A 20504-nucleotide genomic window follows, 5' to 3' on the forward strand; every position below is an offset into this window, starting at 1 on the left:
TATCTAGGGTGTTGCAGCGCTGCTCTCAAGCGCGTCCGCGAGTTTTTCAAGCCGTTCGGCGATGCTGGCAAGCGCCGGCGCTGGCGAAGCTGCCGGGGCAGGTCTGCTGCCAGCGTTCTGCCGCAGCTCGTGAACCTCGTCCGCGAGCAGGAGCGCGGCGAACAGCAGCAGGCGCGGCTCGCTCATCGTACCCGACCCGCTCATCTCCGAAAGCTTCCGGTCGATCAGCCGCCCGAGATCCGCGATATGCGCTTCCTCGCCGTCGGCGCAGGCGACCTTGTATTCCCGGCCGCCGATATGAAGGACGACGTTGCTCATCGCTCCAGCCGACCGATCAGGGCGTCGACCTGCGTCAGCGCCTCGCTCACGCGGGCGCGCAGACGTTCGTGCTTCAGGGAAATCTCACTGTCGGCGCGCTGGGCCGGTGCAGGCGAGGGGCGGCGCGCAGCAGCCTCGATCCGCGCAATTGCTGCGTCGATCCGTTCTCTGGCCCGCTTTTCGTCGTCGTTTTGCATTGCGAATTCTCACCCGATGGCCGTCAACTTAGTCCAACTTGCGTGGTCCGGCAAAGGCTTGGAGCCATTAGCTGTCAATAACTCTGCGACAGGAAAGCTTGGGCATTGCATGGCCTGCCCTGCTTGACGCCTTCGGGCCGGTCCGCGAGAGAAACCCCGCACCGAATCGCCGCCTTTCGCGGGCGGAACCCAGCAGGCGGCCACAGCGGCCGGTTATCCGCGCAGGAGCTTCTTCGATGAGCCGCAATGTCACCCGCATGGCCAATGCCATCCGCGCCCTTTCCATGGATGCGGTGCAGGCCGCCAACTCGGGGCACCCGGGCATGCCGATGGGCATGGCCGACGTGGCCACTGTGCTATTCAGCGAGTATCTGAAGTTCGATCCGGCCGCGCCCGACTGGGACGACCGCGACCGTTTCGTGCTGAGCGCCGGCCACGGTTCCATGCTGATCTACAGCCTTCTGCACCTTACCGGTTACGCGCGTCCGACGATGGACGACCTTCGCAACTTCCGCCAGCTCGGCAGTCCGTGCGCCGGGCACCCGGAGAACTTCCTGCTCGACGCGGTGGAATGCACGACCGGTCCCTTGGGTCAGGGCCTCGCGATGGCGGTCGGCATGGCGCTGGCGGAGCGGCATCTCAATGCCAAGCACGGCGACGATCTGGTCGACCACCGGAGCTGGGTCATCGCAGGCGACGGCTGCCTTATGGAAGGCATCAATCACGAAGCGATCGGGCTAGCTGGCCACCTCGGTCTTGGCCGCATGATCGTGCTGTGGGACGATAACGACATTACCATTGACGGTCCCGTTTCTTTGTCCTCGAACGAAGATATCGAGGCGCGCTACCGCTCTGCCAAATGGCACACGGTGCGCTGCGACGGCCATGATCCCGACGATATTCGTCGCGCTATCGATGAAGCTATCGCCGATCCGCGGCCCTCGCTGGTTGCGTGCAAGACCGTGATCGGGAAGGGCGCCCCGAACAAGCAGGGCACAAGCGCCACTCATGGCGCCCCGCTCGGTGCGGATGAAATTGCGGCTGCCCGGCAGGAACTGGGCTGGGAATACGAGCCTTTCGTGGTCCCCGACGACATCCTTTCCGACTGGCGCCAGACCGGCCAGCGCGGGGCGGACGCTCGCCTCGAGTGGCAAAAGCGTCTCGAAAGCGACAGCGATCGCGCTGCGACCTACAAGCAGGCGACGACGCTGCCCGGCTCGCACGCAGGCGAGGTCCTGCAGGACTATATTCGCGGTCTCGCGAAGGATCCGCCCAAGGTTGCAAGTCGCAAGGCGTCGGAGATGGCGCTCGCCCCTCTGACCGAGGCGTTTCCGAACATGATCGGCGGGTCAGCCGACCTTACCGGATCGAACAACACCAAGACCGCCTCCACCGGCCCGCTGACAGCGGAGAACTACGGCGGCAGCTACGTCTATTACGGCATCCGCGAATTCGGCATGGCCGCGGCGATGAACGGCATGGCGCTGCATGGCGGGATCGCGCCCTACGGTGGTACCTTCCTGATCTTCTCGGACTATTGCCGGAATGCCGTGCGCCTTTCCGCTCTTCAGCAGATCGGCGTTACCTACGTGTTCACGCACGACAGCATCGGGCTGGGCGAGGATGGGCCGACGCACCAGCCGGTCGAACAGGTCATGAGCCTGCGCCTGATCCCCAATCTCAACGTCATGCGCCCCTGTGACGCGATCGAGACGGCGGAGTGCTGGGCGATCGCCATGGCCAACACGCAGACGCCCTCGGCTCTCGCTCTTTCCCGCCAGAATCTCCCGCCGATGCGTGGCGAGGGCGATACCGAATGGACGCCGGCACAGAACAAGTCGATGCAGGGTGCGTATCGCCTGAAATCGGCCGATGCGGCGCGCAAGGTGATCCTGATCGCGACCGGCTCCGAGGTGGCGCTGGCGATGGATGTCGCCAACGCGCTCGAGAAAGACGGTATCGGCGCGGACGTCATTTCGATGCCGTGCATGGAACTGTTCGAGCAGCAGGACGAAGCCTACAAGCGCGACCTTCTGCCCGATGTCGATCCCTCGCAAATCCTGCGCGTCTCCATCGAGGCGGGCAGCACTCTTGGCTGGGAGCGTTACACGATGGCGAACGGCCTCAACATTGGCCTCGACCGTTTCGGGGCGAGCGCGCCCGCAGAACAGCTTTTCGAACGCTTCGGCTTCACAGTCGACGCGATCGTCCCGCAGATTCTTGAAAAACTGGAAGGATAATTCCCATGGCGACCAAGGTTGCGATCAACGGTTTCGGACGTATCGGGCGGCTCGTCGCTCGCGCCATTCTGGAACGTGACGACCACGATCTGGAACTGGTGGCGATCAACGATCTGGCCGACACCAAGTCGAACGCCCTGCTGTTCCAGTACGATTCCACCCACGGCCGCTTCCCCGGTACGGTGGAGACCGGCGACAACGCGATCGTCGTCAACGGCAAGACCATCAAGGTAACGTCGGAGCGTGATCCCGGCAATCTTCCGCACGGCGAGATGGGTGTCGACATCGTGCTGGAGTGCACCGGCTTCTTCCAGAGCCACGAACAGGCAGAGCCGCATCTGACGGCAGGTGCCAAGCGCGTGCTGATCTCCGCCCCGGCGAAGAACGTGAGTGCGACGATCGTCTACGGCGTGAACCACGAGACGCTGACCGCAGAGGATGTGATCGTGTCCAACGCCAGCTGCACCACCAACTGCCTTTCGCCGGTCGCGAAGGTGCTGCACGAAACGGTGGGTATCGAGCGCGGCTTCATGACCACGATCCACAGCTACACCAACGACCAGCGGATGCTCGACCAGATGCATTCCGACATGCGGCGTGCGCGCGGTGGGGCGCAGAACATGATCCCGACCACGACCGGCGCTGCCCGCGCGGTCGGCCTCGTGCTGCCGGAACTGGCTGGCAAGCTCGACGGGTCGAGCGTGCGCGTGCCGACGCCCAATGTCAGCCTGATCGACCTGGTCTTCACGCCGAGCCGCGATACGAGCGCGGAAGAACTGAACGCAGCGCTCAAGTCCGCCGCCGAAGGCGCCATGAAGGGCGTGCTCGACTACACCGATCAGCCTCTCGTCAGCAGCGACTTCAACCATTACCCCGCCAGTTCGACGGTCGACAGCCTCGAGACCAGCGTGATGGAAGGCAAGCTCGCCCGCGTCGTCAGCTGGTACGACAACGAGTGGGGCTTCTCCAACCGCATGATCGACACCGCCGGCGTGATGGCAAAGTTCCTGTAAGGATCATCTGATGGCCGGCTTCAAAACGCTCGACGATCTGGGGGACGTGACCGGCAAGGTCGCACTCGTCCGGGTGGACCTCAACCTGCCGATGAAGGGCGGGTCCGCGACCGACGTGACCCGCGTGGAGGCAGTGAAGCCGACCATCCTCGAACTCGCTGACAAGGGCGCCAAGGTCCTGCTGCTGGCGCATTTCGGACGGCCGAAGGGGCAGCGCCATTCGACCATGAGCACGAGCTTCGTGCAGGGTGACGTTGACGAGGTGATCGGTCGCGAGATCATGTTCATCCCAGAGGTCATGGGCCCGGTCGTCGAACAGGCGATCGGCATTCTGCGCAACGGCGATATCGGCTTGCTCGACAACGTCCGCTTCTGGCCGGGCGAAGAAGCGAACGACGCCGAGTTCGCAAATGGAATGGCCGCGCATGGCGATTTCTACGTGAACGATGCTTTCTCCGCCGCGCATCGCGCCCATGCGAGTACGGAAGGGCTGGCGCATTACCTGCCTGCCTACGCCGGACGATCGATGGAAGCGGAGCTTAAGGCTCTCGACACGGCACTCGGCAACCCGGAAACCCCGGTCGCGGCTGTCGTTGGCGGCGCGAAAGTGTCGACCAAGCTCGACGTGCTGGAGCATCTTGTCGGTCGGGTGCAGCACCTGATCATCGGCGGCGGGATGGCCAACACTTTCCTTGCGGCGCGCGGGGTCGATGTCGGGAAATCGTTGTGTGAGCACGATCTGACTGCGACGGCCAATGCCATCATGGACAAGGCCGACCACGCAGGCTGCACGGTTCACCTGCCGTATGATGTCGTGGTGGCGAAGGAATTTGCCGCCAATCCGGCGTCGCTGCGAACCTGCAACGTCCACGAGGTTGGTGCCGACGAAATGATCCTCGACATCGGCCCGCAGGCGGTCGAGGCGCTCGCGGACGTCCTCAAGACCTGCCGCACACTGGTCTGGAACGGCCCGCTCGGCGCTTTCGAGACGGAGCCGTTCGACGAGGCGACGGTCGCACTGGCGAAGACCGCTGCCGCGCTGACTCAGGACGGTTCGCTGATTTCGGTCGCGGGCGGCGGCGACACCGTGGCCGCCCTCAAGCACGCGGGCGTGGCGGACGCTTTCACCTATGTCTCGACAGCGGGCGGTGCTTTCCTCGAATGGATGGAAGGCAAGGAATTGCCCGGCGTGGCGGCGCTCTCTGCATGAGTGAGATCGTCGAGAAGAAGCGCGGCCCGCAACCGGTCACCGAAGGCGAGTGGACAGGCTGGGACACCTGGGTCTCGGACGCTTTCGAACAACGCGCCGGTCCGTTCTACGAACGCCAGGACGATGACGGCAGCTGGATCAGCGCTTTCCGGACGGAGGATCGCCACATGAATGGCGGCGGCTTCCTCCATGGCGGCTGCCTGATGACCTTCGCGGACGCAGCACTGTTCACCATTGCGCGAAACGAGATGCAGGGCAGCTTCGGTGTCACGATGAACCTCTCGGGCGATTTTCTCGCCCCGGCCAAACCGGGTCAGTTTATCGAAGCGCGTGGCGAAGTGACGCGCGGGGGCGGCAAGACCGTCTTCGTGCGGGGACTGGTGCGCGCCGACGGAACGCCGATCCTCAGTTTTACCGGCATCATTCGCAAGACCGGCAGGCGTTAGGCTCAGACCAGTTCGAGAAACCCGCTTTGCACGAAGCGGGTAGCGAGCGCGATGCGAATATCGTCGCCGAAGCGGCTCGGGATATCGCCGACACGGAATTCTCCCGTGTCCCGGATGAAAGCCAGCGAATCCTCGACCGGGTGGTTGACCATCAGGTGCTCTGAAGGCTGAGCGAAATTCCAGCCATTGGGCGTGTCGCTCACAATCGCGATCGCGCCCGCCGCGTGACGCAAACGGGTGTCAGCGGTCAGACTTAGCTGCGCAGACGCCTGTTTCAGGCGCGGCAGTTCATTCACCATCCGGCCTGCGCGATAATGCATCGCCGCCGAAACGGCATTGTCCGTCTGAGCATAGCTCGCAACGAGAGCCAGCGCCTGTTGCAGCCGTTCGCGAAGGCCGGCCATTTGGTCCGGTCCGAGCGGCTGATCGAGCCGATCCGTCGCCCCTTCGCGCAGTGTCCGTTCTCCATCGGAAGCGTAATCGACCAGTCCGACCAGCGCATCGCGCAGGGTCGTCGGCGTGAGGCCGATGGAGATGTGGATCGTTTCTTCCCCGGCGGTCACCGTGTGCGGCGTACCACGCGGCAGATAGAGAAGATCGCCCGGTCGCATATCGAGTTGTCGCGGGTCGTTCAGGGCAGGGGGCAATTCCCCGATCCGCTTCCACGGGTTGGTCAATGCAGGTTCTTCGCCTGAAATGAACCAGCGTTTGGTCCCGACCAGTTGGATCGCCAGCACGTCGTATTCGTCGTGATGAACCGGGGCCGTCGCATCAGGCCCGCTCCAGAAGATGACCGCATCGACTGGCTTCAGCAAAAGCAGTTCCAGCGCGCGTCCGATGTTCGCAAGTTCTTCGCTGAAGGCGATCGCGTTCGGGATCCGCACGGTATAGCCATTGATATTGTAGCGCCGGATCAGTTCGCCGAATTCCTCCGCCGATTGCAGTTCGCCGATCTTCGGCACCGGTCCTCTCGGCCGCGCCGTGTGGCACGTCATACCCCTGGCGTGGCTGGCGAAGTGCTTGAGAATCGTGCTGCGCGGATCATCACCGAATGTGTCGCGAAACCCGTTTTCTCCGGCGGGCAGATACAGCATCTCCCTGCCGAAGATTTCCGCAAAAAAACGCTCATAGCTCTCGTCGCCGAGAAGCTGCTGGATGATGGTTTCGGCCTGGTCGCGTGTCATTGCGCGCCGTTTTAGCCAAGCGTCATGGCAGTGTCAGCGATATTCCGGATTGGGCGCGTCGAAACGGCGACCCTTCTCCCACAAATCGGCGGAATTCCCGTGGGCCGGCAAACCGCCTGCGTCTTTCAGCATCCGTGCCATGTGGAGCATGTTCCAGGTGGCGAAGGTCGTGTTCTTTCGCGTGAAGTCATTGTCCAGGCCCGCAGGCGCGTCCTGGCCGTCGATCTCGTCGCCGTAGCTGGGGCCGGGGCCCGCCTCTCCGATCCAGCCCGCGTCGGCTTGCGGCGGGATGGTGAAGCCCACGTGTTGCAACGAATAGAGCACACCCATCGCGACGTGTTTTATGCCGTCTTCGTTCCCGGTGACGATGCAGCCGCCGACCTTGCCATAGAACCCTGCCTGCCCCTTGTCGTTCGTCTCGCCGGAGTGGGCATAAAGCCGCTCGATCAGGCGCTGGCAGACCGACGAAGCCTGCCCGAGCCAGATCGGCGTGCCGATGATCATTATGTCCGCCGATTTGACCATGTCCGCGATGCCGGGCCAGTCGTCCGTATCCCAGCCGTGTTCCGTCATGTCGGGATAGACACCCGGGGCAATGTCGTGATCGACGAGCCGGACGCGTTCGATGCCGACTTTGTTGCGCACCATGATCGTCTCCACGACACCAAGCAGCTTGTCTGTATGCGAACCCTGCGGCGAAGGCTTCAGGGTGCAGTTGACAATCACTGCCTTCAGGTCGCTGAAGTCAGTGGTATTCTCGTCACAAAGTTTCTCGTGGGTTTGGTCGAGCATCATGTTCTCCTTTCCATCCGAACGAGCCGCGCCGCGGAAAGGTTTCGACGCGGGTTGATGCCCCGATGCGGGCTGGCTAATGGCCCGCGTGCATACCTATTCACGCCATTCGAGGATTTGCAATGAACAAGCAGGACATGACCGCCAAGATCGCCGACGGAGAGGGCTTCATCGCCGCGCTCGACCAGTCCGGCGGGTCCACGCCCAAGGCGCTGCGCGGATATGGCGTCGATGACAGCGAATGGTCGGGCGACGACGAGATGTTCGCCAAGATCCACGAAATGCGCAGCCGCGTCATCACCGCCCCTTGTTTCGGCAAGGGCAAGGTTCTGGGCGCCATCCTGTTCGAAAAGACGATGGACGGCGAAGTCGAAGGCAAGCCGACGCCCGATGCGCTGAAGGACCGCGGCGTCGTCCCCTTCATCAAGGTGGACCAGGGGCTCGCAGACGAGTCGAACGGCGTCCAGTTGATGAAGGACATGGACAAGCTCGACGCATTGCTTGCGAAGGCGGTTGCGAAAGGCATGTTCGGCACGAAGATGCGCTCGGTCATAAAGTCCGCGAACGAGGCCGGGATCGCGGCAAATGTCGCCCAGCAGTTCGAATACGGCAATCGCATTGCCGATGCAGGCCTGATGCCGATGCTCGAACCGGAATACGACATCACATCGGACGATCGCAGCGATGGCGAGGACATCCTGCTCGCTGAGCTGATGAAAGGCCTCGACGCTCTGCCTGCCGAGCGAAAGGTGATGCTGAAACTCTCTATCCCGGTGAAAGCGGATCATTACCGGCCGCTGATCGAGCATGGCAATGTGCTGCGCGTCGTGGCGCTGTCTGGCGGCTATTCCACCGAAGACGCTTGCGCGCATCTCGCCAGGAACCCCGGCATGATCGCCAGCTTCAGCCGCGGCCTTTTGCAGGACCTGCGTGCCGATCAGGACGACGATGCATTCGACGTCACGCTCGGCAAGGCGATCGACCAGATCGCCGCCGCTTCGGCGTAGGGCTCAGCGCGCTTCGTAGACGAACCGGTATTCGGTCGCCTGGGTCTCGGCGTCGGTGCGCTTTTCTGGCGTGCCGGAGACGAGCGCGATGACCCGCCCGTGCGTCCCGTAGCTTTCGCCAAGAGTGATGTTCGCCGTGTCGCGCCAGCCAGCGCCGTCGATCCGCGTCTCGACGATCAGCCGCCCGGCCCAGACGCAGCGTGCGTTGTAGGGGCAGCGACTGTCCTCGACCACTTTCACCGGCGTGACCGCCAGTTCGCCCAGCTGCACGGGCTGACGCAGGGGCACCGGCGTGTTCTCGGGCCAGGGCGTACCTGCGACATTCGGCGCTTCAGGAACGACGACGCAAGCGGCAAGGGCAAGGACGGGCGCAAGGGCAATCAGTTTCATCGTGCGATGTAGCGCTTCGAGGGCTTGCGCCAATCTGAATGGTGACGCGGAGGCAAGGGCGCGATAGGGCGGCATTCATGACCGATTGCCAGCTTTACCTCATCTCGCCGCTCGACGTGTCCGGCAGTTTCCCGGACCGCCTTTCCCGCGCACTCGATGCCGCACCGGGTTTGGCCACCGCGTTTCAGTTTCGGGTGAAGGACATCGACCAGCACGAGGCGGCTCGACTTGCCGAACCTCTGCAGCGTATCTGTGACGAGCGTGAAGTCGCCTTCATTGTCAACGATTCCATTTCCCTGGCGAAGCGCCTTGGGGCCGATGGCGTGCATCTGGGGCAGGGCGATGGCGAGCTGAAGGAGGCGCGCGACGAACTTGGGCCAGATGCAGAGATCGGGGTCACCTGCCACGCCAGCCGTCACCTCGCCATGGAGGCGGGTGAAGCGGGCGCAAATTACGTCGCGTTCGGCAGCTTCTTCCCCAGCGAGACCAAGGCTTCCGACCACCGGCCCGACATAGAATTGCTCGAATGGTGGAGCGGGCTGTTTGAAATACCATGCGTCGCAATCGGCGGCGTCACGCCGGGCAATTGCCAGCCGCTGATCGAGGCAGGGGCAGACTTTCTGGCCGTCAGCCACGCGATCTGGGGCGGCGACGAAGGGGCAGCCATGAAGGCCTTCGCGGCGAAATTGCGCTAAGCGGCGGATATTTCCCGCCAATCGCGCGTTCCTGCTTCCGAACCGGGCATTCCGCCCGTGGAGGAATTTCATGCGCCTGCTGCTCGCCGTTGCCCCCATTGCCTTGCTCGCCGCCTGCGGCCTGAAGGGCACCGATAACGAGACAGAGGCAGACGCTAGCTCTTCGCAAAGCACGCAGTCCGACAATCTTGCGGACAGCATGGCCTCGAATGACGAAGACGGCACCTCACAGATCCCGGACAGCGAAGAGCGGCCGATCATGCAGTTGCAGGTCGTCCTAGACCGGCGGGGCTTCGGGCCGGGCGTGATCGACGGCGAAATGGGCATTTCGACCGAGAATGCGCTGGAGGCTTTCCAGGAAGCGAACGATCTGGACGTGACCGGCAAGCACGACGAGGCGACCAAGCAGGCCCTTGCCGAGTGGGAGAAGATCCCGGCCACGCGCGTCGTCACGATACCTGCTGCCTGGGGCAATGCGGAATACAGCGCCATACCGGACGACGCGGCCGAACAGGCGGAAATGGAGAAGCTCGGATACGAAACGCTCGACGAGCGGCTTGCAGAGCGCTTTCACACGACTGTCGACGTCCTCAAGAAACTGAACCCCGGCGGTCGTCCGGCAGGTTCTTCTGGCGGTGCCGAATCGACCGGTTCGACCTCGACCTCGCCCGACGCTGAGGCCGACGATTCATCCTCGGCAAAGGACGAAGCGACGGTATCCGTTTTCCGGGCCGGTCAGCAAATCCGCGTCCCGAACATCGGCGGTGATCGCATCGCCAAGGGCTCCGTCGACGACACCGACTGGCAATCGACGTTGATGGCGCTCGGCGTGGGCAGCGATCAACCGGACGTTGCGAGGATCGTCGTTGACGAGTCGGACGGTTGGCTGCGTGGCTATGACGCGAACGACAAGCTTATTGCCGCCTTCACCGTCACCACAGGATCGACCAACGATCCGCTCCCAATCGGTAATTGGGGCATCAACGGTGTCGGTCACAACCCGACCTTCGCCTACAATCCCGAACTGTTCTGGGACGTTCCCGACAGTGAGGAGAAGCAGCAGCTTCCCCCTGGACCGAACGGACCCGTCGGTGTCGTCTGGATCGACCTGACCAAAGAACATTACGGCATTCACGGCACGCCCGAACCGCAGACGATCGGTCGTACACAAAGCCACGGTTGCGTGCGCCTGACCAACTGGGACGCGGCGCGCTTGGCAGAAATGGTCTCGACCTCTACGAAGGTCGTCTTCCAGTCGTAATTTCTGCCGGGGCACGATGAGATTTGTCGACCGCATCCTGACCATCGTCATCACGGTCACGCTGACTTCCGCGGCGTGGATCGTGTTCGGCAGCTACCTGTTCGAAGACGAGGGCGTCCTGTCGCGCACGCGGGTGACCGCCGCTGGCGACGCGGAAGCAGTTCGAAGTGGCGATCAGGGCGTGGTTGCCGGCGCTGTCGGTGAAGTGGCCCGCGGATCTTCCGATGCGTCGCCGACGATGCGAAAAACAACTGCGCTCTCCCCGGAGACCGCTCAGACCTCCACCCTCGTGGTGCCGGTTCTGAACGTGAAGCCCGGTGACCTGCTCAACACGTTCCGGGACGAGCGCGATGGCGGGGAGCGCTTGCACGAGGCCATCGACATCATGGCCCCCAGGGGAACGACCGTGGTCGCAGCCGCTCCGGGCATGGTCGAAAAACTCTACCAGTCCAACGCAGGGGGCAACACGATATACGTGCGCTCCGAAGACCGGCAGACGTTGTACTACTACGCGCATCTCTCGAAATACGCCGACGGGCTGCGCGAGGGCCAGCAGATCCGCCGCGGCCAGCGACTTGGTGAGGTCGGCTCCTCCGGCAATGCCGATCCCTCCGCGCCGCACCTGCACTTCGCCTTGCTGCGTACGACACCCGATGCCGAGTGGTGGGAACCTGCAACCGCGATCAACCCGTATCCGCTGCTCAGTCGCAACTGAGCGTCAAGAACCGGCCGCGCTTGCCCGCAGGCGCGCCAGCGGCTAGGGCGCGCGCCAATCCCGAACAGTTTTCCTTGAAAGCACTGGCACCATGAAGATCAGCGGCGTCGACATTCGTCCCGGCAACATCCTCGAATATGAAGGCGGCATCTGGAAGGTCGCCAAGATTCAGCACACCCAGCCCGGCAAGGGCGGGGCCTATATGCAGGTCGAGATGAAGAACCTGCAGGATGGCCGCAAGACCAACGTGCGCTTCCGCAGCGCGGATACGATCGAGCGCGTGCGTCTCGACACGAAGGAATTCCAGTTCCTCTATGGCGACGGTGACATGCTGGTCTTCATGGACCAGGAAACCTTCGAACAGATCAGCCTGCCGAGCGACCTGCTCGGTGATGCACGCCCGTTCCTGCAAGACGGGATGCAGGTCCAGCTCGAACTGTGGGAAGAAAAGCCCATCAGCGTCGAACTGCCCTCGCAGATCGAGGCCGAGATCGTTCAGGCCGACGCGGTGGTGAAGGGGCAGACGGCTTCCTCCAGCTACAAGCCGGCAATCCTCGACAACGGCGTGCGCATCATGGTGCCACCGCATATCGAGAGCGGGACGCGCATCGTGGTGGACGTCTACGAACAGTCCTACGTCGGCAAGGCGAGCTGAGAGCGCACCCATGTCGATGTATTCAGCCCTGATCCGCGTGATGGAAAAGGCGGCGCGCAAGGCGGGTGGCCGTCTGCGTCGCGACTTCGGCGAAGTCGAGCACCTGCAGGTCAGCCGCAAGGGGCCGAGCGATTTCGTATCGAAGGCCGACCGGATTGCGGAACGCACGATCTACGACGAACTGCTTCATGCACGCCCCGATTGGGGCTTCGTGCTGGAAGAGGCAGGAATTATCGAAGGCGATCCGACCAAGCCGCGCTGGATCATCGATCCGCTCGACGGGACGAGCAATTTCCTGCACGCCATCCCGCACTTCGCGGTCTCCATCGCGGTTCAGGAACCAAAGCCCGACGGATCGGGCTGGGGCGAAGTGACCGCAGCAGTCGTGTATCAGCCGATCACCGACGAGACCTACTGGGCCGAAAAGACGCGTGGTGCATGGCTGCACGATGCGCGCCTGCGCGTGTCTTCGCGCCGTAGCCTCGACGATGCGCTGATAGCGACCGGTATCCCGTTTCAGGGCGCTGGCAATCCGGCCGAATGGGCGAAAATCTACGCGGCGATCGGACCGCGCGTTGCGGGGATCCGGCGCTTCGGTGCCGCCTCGCTCGATCTCGCATGGGTGGCAGCGGGCCGGTTCGACGGCTTCTGGGAAAGCGGCCTGAAGGACTGGGACACCGCAGCCGGTTGTCTCCTGGTGCGAGAGGCCGGGGGCTTCGTCAGCGACTATCGTGGTCGTTCGCTTCCGATTGCAGCAGATCAGGTGCTGGCGGCGAACGATGCCCTTCATTCGAAATTGCACAAATTGCTGGCCGGGACGCTGAAGGCTTGATGCCTCCGGCGCGTGGCGGTAACAGCGCCGCTCCCGCGGGACATGCCCCTGTGGCGGAATTGGTAGACGCGCTCGACTCAAAATCGAGTTCTTCACAGAGTGTCCGTTCGAGTCGGACCAGGGGCACCACGCGCTTTTCTCTCGCCTTCGGCCTTGAAAAGCGCAGCATCCTTTGGGAAGCCTGCCAGAAATAATGATCGGGATGCCCTCTTATCACGCGATAGCCGCGCTGGCGGTGACCGTCGCCATGTTCGTCGCCTTCGCGCGCGGACGCATGTCGATCGAGATCATCTCGCTGCTCGTCATCGCGGTGATCGCGGTGGGCCTGTACTTCTTCCCCCTGCCGCACACCACGCGCACAGACGGCCTTGCCGTCGCGTTCGGCGGGTTCGGTCACTATGCCTTGATCACCATCTGCGCGCTGATGATCATGGGCCGCGGTCTCGTCGTCACCGGCGCGCTAGAGCCTGCGGCGCGGTTCCTCGAACGGGTATTCAAGTTCAACTTGCAGATCGGCCTGTTGTTCTCGCTGCTGATCGCGTTCCTGCTGTCGAGCGTCGTGAACAACACTCCGGTTTTGGTGCTCCTGATACCGATATTCGTCGCCCTCGCGGCCCGGGGCGCGCTTCCTGCCTCGAAGACGCTGATCCCGCTGAATGCGGCGGCACTGCTCGGCGGCCTGGCAACGACGATCGGGACATCGACCAACATCCTCGTCGTCTCGATCGGACGCGACCTCGGAATGCCGGAGATGGGCGTGTTCCATTTCACGCCGATCGTCCTGATGGCCTCGCTGGTGGCATTACCCTACATGTGGCTCGTCATGCCGCGCCTGTTGCGCGACAACCGGGTGGCGAACCAGCATGAGGACAGGCGCTTCTATACCAAGCTGAGGGTAGGGGGCGGCGGGCCGCTGGACGGCGCGCAGCTCTCCAGTTTCGAGCGCGCGCTGCCGGACGATTTCTCTTTCGACGAGAACCCGGAAGGCGCTCTTGTGCCCGGCCAGATGATCCGCGTGTCCGGGACGCACGACGGACTGGAAGAGGCGGTGCGCGTTCTCAAGGGAGGGCTGGCCCCCGCCTGGGTGGTCGACCGTATCCAGCGCAATGCGCGGGCGGAGCGCGAGGACGTGATCGTCTCCGAACTGGCCGTCACGGCCGATTCGCGGCTCATCCGACGCACGCTCGCCACGTCGGGCATCGCCGACCTTTACGACGTCGCCGTGCTTGGCATTCACAAGCCACGCCGATTGCTCAATGCCGAACGCGAGGACGAGCGCGGTGACATCCGCATCGCGGAAGGCGATGTGCTGCTGGTCATGGGGTTGCGGCGGGACATCCAGACCTTCGCCCAGAGCGATAGCCTGCTGGTGCTCGACGGTGCGCGCGAATTGCCACGCCGCAGCAAGGCCTTGCTCGCGGCGGCGATCATGGGCGTTTCGGTTTTCACGGCGTCGATCGGCGTTCTGCCCATCGCCATCGCATCGCTGGCTGGTGCGATCATGATGTTCCTGACCGGCTGCGTTAAGTTCGACCGCGTCGGCAGAGCGCTTTCGGCGCAGGTTATCGTCGTCGTGGCAGCCAGCATCGCCATTGGCCGCGTCATTCTCGACAGCGGCGCGGCCGCCTGGCTCGGGCAACTGCTCGCGCTGGGGCTCGGTGATCTGCCTCCGGCTCTGGTTATCGCGGCGGTCATGCTGTTCGTCACCGTGCTGACGAATTTCGCCTCGAACGCCACGGCGGCGACCGTCGGCACGCCCATTGCCTTCAGCATCGGCGCGGAACTGGGGCTGCCGCAGGAACCGCTGATCCTCGCCGTGCTGTTCGGTTGCAACCTGTGCTACGCGACGCCGATTGCCTATCAGACCAACATGCTGATCATGGCGGAGGGCGATTACCAGTTCGCGGACTATATCCGCACAGGCGTCCCGCTGGTCCTGCTGATGGTGACCACGCTGTCGGTCCTCCTCGCCATTACCTACGGCATGTAGCGCGGCGCTATTCGCTCGCGCGCTGCGCCGATTGCGCGCCCAGGGCGACCAGCGCGCGGGCCCGTTCCTGATCTGACAGGGGCACTTTGCGGCCGGCTCGCTTTAACAGCTTGGCACGTTCTTCCTCGGTCATATTCTGCCATTCGGACGCAGAGATCCCCGGCGGAATGTACATCGCCTCCTCCGGGCTCGCGTCGACGCTGCCTTCGTAATCGCCGCTCCAGCCATAGCCGCCGCCTGCATCCTCGGTCGGCTCTCCGAAGCTGGTGTCGGTATCCGATCCGAATCCAGTGCCTGAGGCGCGGGACACGGTCGGACTGACGATCAGTTTGGGGGCTTCCTTAACAAGCTCCTCTCCCTGCATCGCCAGCTCGGTCGCTTGTTCACGAGCGACCGTTTCTGTGTTCTCCCCATCGACGAAGATCGCCAACGTCAGCGTCACCGCCAGCGTCACGAATGCGAATTCGCGATACTGCTTGCCGGTCAGGACAGGGGTGGACTTGCGGGCCATGGGCCTCGCCTTATCGCGGGCAGGTTAATGCTGCTTGGCGCCGCATGGTTAACGGCCCGCTAACTGACGCACGTCGCAGCAGGCGGCGGTTTTCCTTAGGTGTAAAGTTTACCGACATTTCACTTCTCACCCCTAATCCGGGTGCGCGATGATCCGTCTGTTCAAACATTACGTGCCGCACGCGGTGCTGCTGCTGGGTCTGATCGACCTAGCCCTGCTGGTCGGTGTGGGCGAAGCATCGTGGCAAATCCGCGCGGCGCAGATCGCAATGGACCCCGGTCCCCTGGCCGAGCGGATGCCCGGCATGGCTGCCTTTGCCGTCATCGTTCTTACGGCGATGATCGCCGTGGGCGTCTACGGTGCGGACGCGCTTCGATCCATGCGTTTCGCGGTCGCGCGCCTGCTGGTCGCGGTCAGCCTCGCGGTATTGGCGATCGCGTTTCTTTCGTTCGTCGCCCAGAGCGAGACGTTCTGGCGATCGACACTTGCATATTCGATGGCGCTGGCGATCGTTGCGCTAACGGCGAACCGGATGATCGTCGGCGGCATCCTCGGCGCTCATGCTTTTCGCAGGCGCGTGATCGTGCTGGGTTCGGGCGACCGCGCCAAGCGGCTCAAGGAACTTGGCGACCGGGAGGAGAGCGGCTTCGCCATCGTCGCCTTCGTCGCCATGAACGAAGGGTCGGTTGCGGTGGAAGAGGCCATTCCACGCAGCGCCATTCACAATCTCACGCGCTTCGTCGAGAATCTCGGCGCAAGCGAAGTCGTCCTTGCGCTGGAGGAACGGCGCAATTCTCTTCCGCTGAAAGACCTGCTGCGGATCAAGACCACCGGCGTGCACGTCAATGACTTCTCCAGCTTTATGGAGCGTGAGACGGGCCGCGTCGACCTCGACACCCTCAACCCGAGCTGGCTGATATTCTCGGACGGCTTTTCATCGGGCCGGGCGGTGTCTTCCGTGCTCAAGCGGCTCTTCGATGTGCTGGCGAGCCTGCTGTTGCTCGTCCTTACTCTGCCCTTCATTCTCATCTTCGCCCTGCTGGTGAAGCTGGACAGCAAGGGACCGGCCTTCTTCCGCCAGACCCGGGTCGGCCTGTACGGGCAGGAGTTCGAACTGCTCAAGCTGCGCTCGATGCGTTCCGACGCCGAGAAAGCGGGCGAGGCTCAGTGGGCCCAGAAGGATGACCCGCGCATCACGCGCATCGGCCGCTTCATTCGCAAGACGCGCATCGACGAGCTTCCGCAGGCGTACAGCGTGTTGAAGGGCGAAATGAGCTTCGTCGGTCCGCGCCCTGAGCGCCCCCAATTCGTCACCGATCTGGAAGACAAGCTGCCCTTCTATGCGGAACGGCACATGGTGAAGCCGGGCATTACCGGATGGGCACAGATCAATTACCCCTACGGCGCATCGATCGAGGATTCGCGCAGCAAGCTCGAGTACGATCTTTATTACGCGAAAAACTATACGCCCTTCCTTGACCTGCTCATCCTGTTGCAGACGGTGCGCGTGGTGCTCTGGCCGGAAGGCGCACGGTGACGGCGGCAGGTCTTCTCCTTGCCAAGGCGGGCCATGTCGCGGCTGCCGCGATTTCGGCAGCGCTGGTAGCCGCAGTCGCAGCCCGCAAGCGGCGGGTCGGGCCGAACGTTGCAGCTTACATCTGTGCGCTCGCGTTCTGCGCCATCGCATCGATCTGCGCGCTCACGCTGGGGCCTTCGCACACGCTGACACGCGCGGCGGTCGCGCCGAGTTACCTGGCCTGGTTATGGCTGCTGTTCGTGCTGTTCCGACAGGATGGCCGGCTCGACCAGTTGCGCGGTTCACGGCCCGTCTTCGCCGTACTCGCGGGGATCGAGATACTCCGCAGCGTCGTCGGCATCGGATTGCCGCTCATCGTCGCCGTGCCAGAGGCGCTCGCAGCGACAAATCAGCTTGCCGCCGTGCTGCAAGCGCTGTTCGTCATCGGCGCGCTGGTTCTGGTCCATAACCTGTATGTCGGCGCCTCCGGCGCTGCGCGGCAGGTGCTACGCGCGCCGGCACTGGCGCTGGCGCTCGTCTGGGGATTCGATCTTCACGCGTTGACGCTTGGCTATGTGACCGGAGAAGCGGCGCCCGCCGTTCTCGATTTCCGGGGCATCGCCTCGGCCATAGCGGCGCTGTTGATCGGGATCGCCTGCTTCGGACGGTCAGCCTTGCGGACGGTCCGGCCTTCGCGCGCGGTGACGTTCCAGAGCTTTTCCCTGCTGCTCATCGGCACCTACGTCGTCGGAATGATCGCGATCGCGCGCGGGATTTCGCTGCTCGGGGGCAGCTTCAACGGCGCGATGCAGGTCGGATTCGTCGCGCTGATGGCCGCGATCGGCGGGCTTAGCCTCACTTCGACGAGGATCGGCGGATGGTTTCGCGTCATGCTGTCGAAGCATCTGTTCCAGCATCGCTACGATTACCGCGCGGAGTGGATGCGCTTCAACCGCACAGTCAGCGGCGGCGGCAATAGCGAGTTTTCGCTGCACGAACGCGCGGTGCAGGCTGTGGCGGACATCACGGAAAGCCCGGCCGGCGTGCTACTGGTACCGGATGAGGATCGCGGCTTGCGGCTGTCGGCACGCTGGCGCTGGGCCAGTCTCGACGTACCGGGGGAAGCGCTGAGCGAACAACTCGCGCAGCGTTTCGAGGCTTCGCAATATATTCTCACCCTCGAACGGGGCCGCGAGAACCCGAAGGCAAGCATTCGGATCGACGAATTGCCAGCTTGGCTGCGCGACAGCGAACGCGTCTGGCTGATGGTGCCGCTGGTGCATTTCGAACGTCTCGTGGGCGTGGTCGTCCTGGCGAGGCCGATTTATGTCCGACAGGTCGATTGGGAGGATTTCGACCTTCTCCGGATCGTCGGGCAGCAGCTCGCATCCTATCTCGCCGAACAATCCGGGCAGGAAGCGCTCAACGAGGCGAGCCGGTTCGACGAATTCAATCGCCGCATCGCCTTCGTCATGCACGACATCAAGAACCTGGCGAGCCAGATGTCACTGCTCGCGCGGAATGCGGAAAAGCATTCCGAGAACCCGGCCTTTCGTGCCGATATGCTCGTTACGCTGCGCAATAGCGCGGACAAGCTGAACACCTTGCTGGCGCGGCTCGATCGCTATGGCGCCTCGGCGCAGAACACGATGCAGCGGGTTGATCTCAAGCCGTTCGTCGAAGGCATCGTCAGGAATTTGGCCAACAGCCATCCGGTCGCCGTGGCGCAGGCGCGCGCGTGCTCGGTCATGGCCGACCCGGTGGCGTTGGAACAGGCTCTGGTCCACCTGATCCAGAACGCCATCGATGCCAGCGGCGAGGGAACGCCGGTGTTTGTGAACGTCGTCGACGACCCTTTGCAGGCGCGGATCGAGGTGATCGACACCGGCACCGGCATGGATGTCGATTTCGTGCGGACGCGCCTGTTCAAGCCGTTCCATTCGACCAAGCAGGGCGGCTTCGGTATTGGTGCGTTCGAGGCGCGTGAGACCATTCGCGCGATGGGCGGGCGGCTCGAGGTCGAATCCCGCGAAGGTCTGGGCACGCGCTTTACCGTGCGAATGCCGCTGGCAACGACCGAAGGGTTCCGCGGTGCGGCCGATAACAATCACGAGAAGGTGGCATGATGCCCGATAATTCCGTCAAACTGCTCGTCGTCGAAGATGACGAAGGCCTACAGGCTCAGTTGAAGTGGGCGTATGAGGATTTCGAGGTGATCATCGCCTCCGACCGCGCCTCGGCTATTGCGGCGCTGCGTTCCGAGATGCCGCCTGTCGTCACGCTTGACCTCGGGTTGCCGCCCGATCCTGATGGAACGAGCGAGGGCATGGCCGTGCTTGACGAGATAATGGCCATAGCGCCGCATACGAAAGTGATCGTCGCTTCCGGCCATGGCGCGCGCGAGAGCGCGTTGCAGGCAATCGAGCGCGGCGCGTATGACTTTTATCCCAAGCCGGTCGATATCGAACAGCTCGGCCTGATTGTGCGACGCGCCCTGAATCTCGCGACCATCGAGGCGGAGAACCGCCGCCTTGCCGCGCGGGCCGACGATGGCAACACTGTGCTCGGCGGCCTAATCACCGCCGCCCCCGAAATGGTGAAGGTCGCCCGCACCATAGAGCGCGTGGCCAATGCGAATGTCTCTGTCCTGCTGCTCGGCGCGAGCGGGACGGGCAAGGAACTGCTCGCGCGTGGTCTTCACGATTCCAGCGACCGGGCGCACGGCAATTTCGTTGCGATCAATTGCGCGGCGATCCCCGAAAACCTGCTCGAAAGCGAACTGTTCGGGCACGAGAAGGGCGCATTTACCGGGGCGGTCAAGACGACCGAGGGCAAGATCGAGCAGGCGCATGGCGGCACGCTGTTCCTCGACGAGGTCGGCGACATCCCGCTGCCCTTGCAGGTCAAACTGCTGCGCTTCCTCCAGGAACGCCAGATCGAACGGATCGGCGGGCGCAAGGCGATCAACGTGGACACGCGCATCGTGTGTGCGACGCATCAGGACCTCGAGAGCATGATTGCGCAGGGCACTTTCCGCGAAGACCTGTTCTACCGACTTGCCGAGATCGTCGTGAGAATTCCGGCGCTGAGCGAACGCGCCGGGGATGCGACCCTGCTCGCCAAGGCATTCCTCCAGCGGTTCGCGAAGGAAATGAATCCGCAGGTGAAGGGCTTTGCGAGCGACGCCCTCGTCGCCATCGATGCGTGGACCTGGCCCGGCAATGTCCGAGAGCTGGAGAACCGCATCAAGCGCGCCGTGATCATGGCCGACGACAAGCTGGTCCACGCCGAAGATCTCGATCTGGTGCCCAGCGAAGACGACGATGTTGCGCCGCTCAATCTCAAGAGCGCGCGCGAGCAGGCGGACCGCAAGGTCATTCGCCACGCGCTGGCACGCACGGAAGGAAACATTTCCAGCACGGCCAAGATGCTCGGCATCAGTCGTCCCACACTCTACGACCTGCTCAAGCAATACGATCTGTCCGCATGACGCTTGCCTAAGCGCCTTTGGCGCGGCAACGCGCGGGCGGTC

20 protein-coding genes and 1 tRNA gene are annotated in these 20504 nt (G+C 63.4%); 15 read left to right on the forward strand and 6 right to left on the reverse strand.

What is annotated here, in order from left to right:
* Window positions 1–3: 3 nt before the first annotated feature.
* Complete coding sequence (locus ACXYN8_RS06285) at window positions 4–318, reverse strand: cell division protein ZapA (RefSeq protein WP_458888462.1); 315 nt, start codon at window positions 316–318, stop codon at window positions 4–6.
* Window positions 315–515, reverse strand: a complete 201-nt coding sequence (locus ACXYN8_RS06290) for a hypothetical protein (RefSeq protein WP_458888463.1) — start codon at window positions 513–515, stop codon at window positions 315–317. Before ACXYN8_RS06290 ends, ACXYN8_RS06285 begins: the two co-directional genes overlap by 4 nt.
* 236 nt (window positions 516–751) lie before the next feature.
* Between ACXYN8_RS06290 and tkt the strand changes: the two genes are divergently transcribed.
* From tkt to ACXYN8_RS06310, 4 genes are read left to right on the forward strand one after another with little or no spacing between them, the layout of a single operon-like run.
* Window positions 752–2755 carry a transketolase gene (gene tkt / locus ACXYN8_RS06295; RefSeq protein ID WP_458888464.1) on the forward strand — a complete coding sequence of 668 codons (2004 nt, stop codon included), beginning with the start codon at window positions 752–754 and terminating at the stop codon, window positions 2753–2755.
* A 5-nt stretch (window positions 2756–2760) separates the two neighbouring features.
* A complete protein-coding gene (gene gap / locus ACXYN8_RS06300) occupies window positions 2761–3768 on the forward strand; it encodes a type I glyceraldehyde-3-phosphate dehydrogenase (RefSeq protein WP_458888465.1) in 1008 nt (335 codons plus the stop codon).
* Between the two features lie 10 nt (window positions 3769–3778).
* The gene (locus ACXYN8_RS06305; RefSeq protein ID WP_458888466.1) at window positions 3779–4978 is read left to right on the forward strand and encodes a phosphoglycerate kinase; all 1200 of its coding nucleotides are present in this window, start codon (window positions 3779–3781) and stop codon (window positions 4976–4978) included.
* Window positions 4975–5424 (forward strand): PaaI family thioesterase, encoded by a 450-nt coding sequence (locus ACXYN8_RS06310; RefSeq protein WP_458888467.1) that lies wholly within the window; start codon window positions 4975–4977, stop codon window positions 5422–5424. The genes ACXYN8_RS06305 and ACXYN8_RS06310 overlap by 4 nt, the downstream gene beginning before the upstream one ends.
* A 2-nt stretch (window positions 5425–5426) precedes the next feature.
* Here ACXYN8_RS06310 and ACXYN8_RS06315 read toward each other — a convergent pair whose 3' ends face one another.
* Window positions 5427–6608, reverse strand: coding sequence for a JmjC domain-containing protein (locus ACXYN8_RS06315; protein ID WP_458888468.1), 1182 nt, complete (start codon window positions 6606–6608; stop codon window positions 5427–5429).
* A gap of 33 nt (window positions 6609–6641) precedes the next feature.
* Window positions 6642–7403 (reverse strand): flavodoxin family protein, encoded by a 762-nt coding sequence (locus ACXYN8_RS06320; protein ID WP_458888469.1) that lies wholly within the window; start codon window positions 7401–7403, stop codon window positions 6642–6644.
* A 119-nt stretch (window positions 7404–7522) separates the two neighbouring features.
* On the opposite strand from ACXYN8_RS06320, the gene ACXYN8_RS06325 reads away from it, so the two are divergent.
* On the forward strand, window positions 7523–8407 hold the full coding sequence (locus tag ACXYN8_RS06325) for a fructose bisphosphate aldolase (protein WP_458888470.1): 885 nt from the start codon (window positions 7523–7525) through the stop codon (window positions 8405–8407).
* A gap of 3 nt (window positions 8408–8410) precedes the next feature.
* On the opposite strand, the gene ACXYN8_RS06330 is transcribed toward ACXYN8_RS06325, so the two are convergent.
* Window positions 8411–8797 carry a hypothetical protein gene (locus ACXYN8_RS06330; RefSeq protein ID WP_458888471.1) on the reverse strand — a complete coding sequence of 129 codons (387 nt, stop codon included), beginning with the start codon at window positions 8795–8797 and terminating at the stop codon, window positions 8411–8413.
* 77 nt (window positions 8798–8874) lie between these two features.
* Here ACXYN8_RS06330 and thiE point away from each other — a divergent pair, with 77 nt between their 5' ends.
* From thiE to ACXYN8_RS06365, 7 genes are all read left to right on the forward strand, one after another.
* Complete coding sequence (thiE, locus tag ACXYN8_RS06335; RefSeq protein ID WP_458888472.1) at window positions 8875–9492, forward strand: thiamine phosphate synthase; 618 nt, start codon at window positions 8875–8877, stop codon at window positions 9490–9492.
* A gap of 70 nt (window positions 9493–9562) precedes the next feature.
* Entirely contained in the window at window positions 9563–10753 is a 1191-nt protein-coding gene (locus tag ACXYN8_RS06340) for a L,D-transpeptidase family protein (protein ID WP_458888473.1), read from the forward strand.
* A 16-nt stretch (window positions 10754–10769) separates the two neighbouring features.
* Window positions 10770–11468, forward strand: a complete 699-nt coding sequence (locus ACXYN8_RS06345; protein ID WP_458888474.1) for a M23 family metallopeptidase — start codon at window positions 10770–10772, stop codon at window positions 11466–11468.
* Between the two features lie 91 nt (window positions 11469–11559).
* Complete coding sequence (efp, locus tag ACXYN8_RS06350) at window positions 11560–12123, forward strand: elongation factor P (RefSeq protein WP_458888475.1); 564 nt, start codon at window positions 11560–11562, stop codon at window positions 12121–12123.
* Between the two features lie 10 nt (window positions 12124–12133).
* On the forward strand, window positions 12134–12955 hold the full coding sequence (locus tag ACXYN8_RS06355; RefSeq protein ID WP_458888476.1) for an inositol monophosphatase family protein: 822 nt from the start codon (window positions 12134–12136) through the stop codon (window positions 12953–12955).
* Between the two features lie 44 nt (window positions 12956–12999).
* Window positions 13000–13084 (forward strand) — tRNA-Leu (locus tag ACXYN8_RS06360).
* A 64-nt stretch (window positions 13085–13148) separates the two neighbouring features.
* Complete coding sequence (locus ACXYN8_RS06365) at window positions 13149–14945, forward strand: SLC13 family permease (protein WP_458888477.1); 1797 nt, start codon at window positions 13149–13151, stop codon at window positions 14943–14945.
* A gap of 7 nt (window positions 14946–14952) precedes the next feature.
* Here ACXYN8_RS06365 and ACXYN8_RS06370 read toward each other — a convergent pair whose 3' ends face one another.
* On the reverse strand, window positions 14953–15456 hold the full coding sequence (locus ACXYN8_RS06370; protein WP_458888478.1) for a hypothetical protein: 504 nt from the start codon (window positions 15454–15456) through the stop codon (window positions 14953–14955).
* A gap of 148 nt (window positions 15457–15604) precedes the next feature.
* On the opposite strand from ACXYN8_RS06370, the gene ACXYN8_RS06375 reads away from it, so the two are divergent.
* The 3 genes from ACXYN8_RS06375 to prsR are packed head-to-tail and all read left to right on the forward strand — an operon-like array spanning window position 15605 to window position 20462.
* The gene (locus ACXYN8_RS06375; protein ID WP_458888479.1) at window positions 15605–16993 is read left to right on the forward strand and encodes a TIGR03013 family XrtA/PEP-CTERM system glycosyltransferase; all 1389 of its coding nucleotides are present in this window, start codon (window positions 15605–15607) and stop codon (window positions 16991–16993) included.
* Window positions 16990–19098, forward strand: a complete 2109-nt coding sequence (gene prsK, locus ACXYN8_RS06380; RefSeq protein ID WP_458888480.1) for an XrtA/PEP-CTERM system histidine kinase PrsK — start codon at window positions 16990–16992, stop codon at window positions 19096–19098. Before ACXYN8_RS06375 ends, prsK begins: the two co-directional genes overlap by 4 nt.
* A complete protein-coding gene (prsR, locus tag ACXYN8_RS06385; protein ID WP_458888481.1) occupies window positions 19098–20462 on the forward strand; it encodes a PEP-CTERM-box response regulator transcription factor in 1365 nt (454 codons plus the stop codon). Before prsK ends, prsR begins: the two co-directional genes overlap by 1 nt.
* Window positions 20463–20504 lie beyond the last annotated feature (42 nt).

It is taken from the genome of Altererythrobacter sp. CAU 1778, assembly GCF_054482795.1.

Coding starts and splice junctions, on each gene's coding strand:
- ACXYN8_RS06285 (WP_458888462.1), bottom strand. CDS start 318: ATGAGCAACGTCGTCCTTCATATCGGCGGCCGGGAATACAAGGTCGCC.
- ACXYN8_RS06290 (WP_458888463.1), bottom strand. CDS start 515: ATGCAAAACGACGACGAAAAGCGGGCCAGAGAACGGATCGACGCAGCA.
- tkt (WP_458888464.1), top strand. CDS start 752: ATGAGCCGCAATGTCACCCGCATGGCCAATGCCATCCGCGCCCTTTCC.
- gap (WP_458888465.1), top strand. CDS start 2,761: ATGGCGACCAAGGTTGCGATCAACGGTTTCGGACGTATCGGGCGGCTC.
- ACXYN8_RS06305 (WP_458888466.1), top strand. CDS start 3,779: ATGGCCGGCTTCAAAACGCTCGACGATCTGGGGGACGTGACCGGCAAG.
- ACXYN8_RS06310 (WP_458888467.1), top strand. CDS start 4,975: ATGAGTGAGATCGTCGAGAAGAAGCGCGGCCCGCAACCGGTCACCGAA.
- ACXYN8_RS06315 (WP_458888468.1), bottom strand. CDS start 6,608: ATGACACGCGACCAGGCCGAAACCATCATCCAGCAGCTTCTCGGCGAC.
- ACXYN8_RS06320 (WP_458888469.1), bottom strand. CDS start 7,403: ATGATGCTCGACCAAACCCACGAGAAACTTTGTGACGAGAATACCACT.
- ACXYN8_RS06325 (WP_458888470.1), top strand. CDS start 7,523: ATGAACAAGCAGGACATGACCGCCAAGATCGCCGACGGAGAGGGCTTC.
- ACXYN8_RS06330 (WP_458888471.1), bottom strand. CDS start 8,797: ATGAAACTGATTGCCCTTGCGCCCGTCCTTGCCCTTGCCGCTTGCGTC.
- thiE (WP_458888472.1), top strand. CDS start 8,875: ATGACCGATTGCCAGCTTTACCTCATCTCGCCGCTCGACGTGTCCGGC.
- ACXYN8_RS06340 (WP_458888473.1), top strand. CDS start 9,563: ATGCGCCTGCTGCTCGCCGTTGCCCCCATTGCCTTGCTCGCCGCCTGC.
- ACXYN8_RS06345 (WP_458888474.1), top strand. CDS start 10,770: ATGAGATTTGTCGACCGCATCCTGACCATCGTCATCACGGTCACGCTG.
- efp (WP_458888475.1), top strand. CDS start 11,560: ATGAAGATCAGCGGCGTCGACATTCGTCCCGGCAACATCCTCGAATAT.
- ACXYN8_RS06355 (WP_458888476.1), top strand. CDS start 12,134: ATGTCGATGTATTCAGCCCTGATCCGCGTGATGGAAAAGGCGGCGCGC.
- ACXYN8_RS06365 (WP_458888477.1), top strand. CDS start 13,149: ATGATCGGGATGCCCTCTTATCACGCGATAGCCGCGCTGGCGGTGACC.
- ACXYN8_RS06370 (WP_458888478.1), bottom strand. CDS start 15,456: ATGGCCCGCAAGTCCACCCCTGTCCTGACCGGCAAGCAGTATCGCGAA.
- ACXYN8_RS06375 (WP_458888479.1), top strand. CDS start 15,605: ATGATCCGTCTGTTCAAACATTACGTGCCGCACGCGGTGCTGCTGCTG.
- prsR (WP_458888481.1), top strand. CDS start 19,098: ATGCCCGATAATTCCGTCAAACTGCTCGTCGTCGAAGATGACGAAGGC.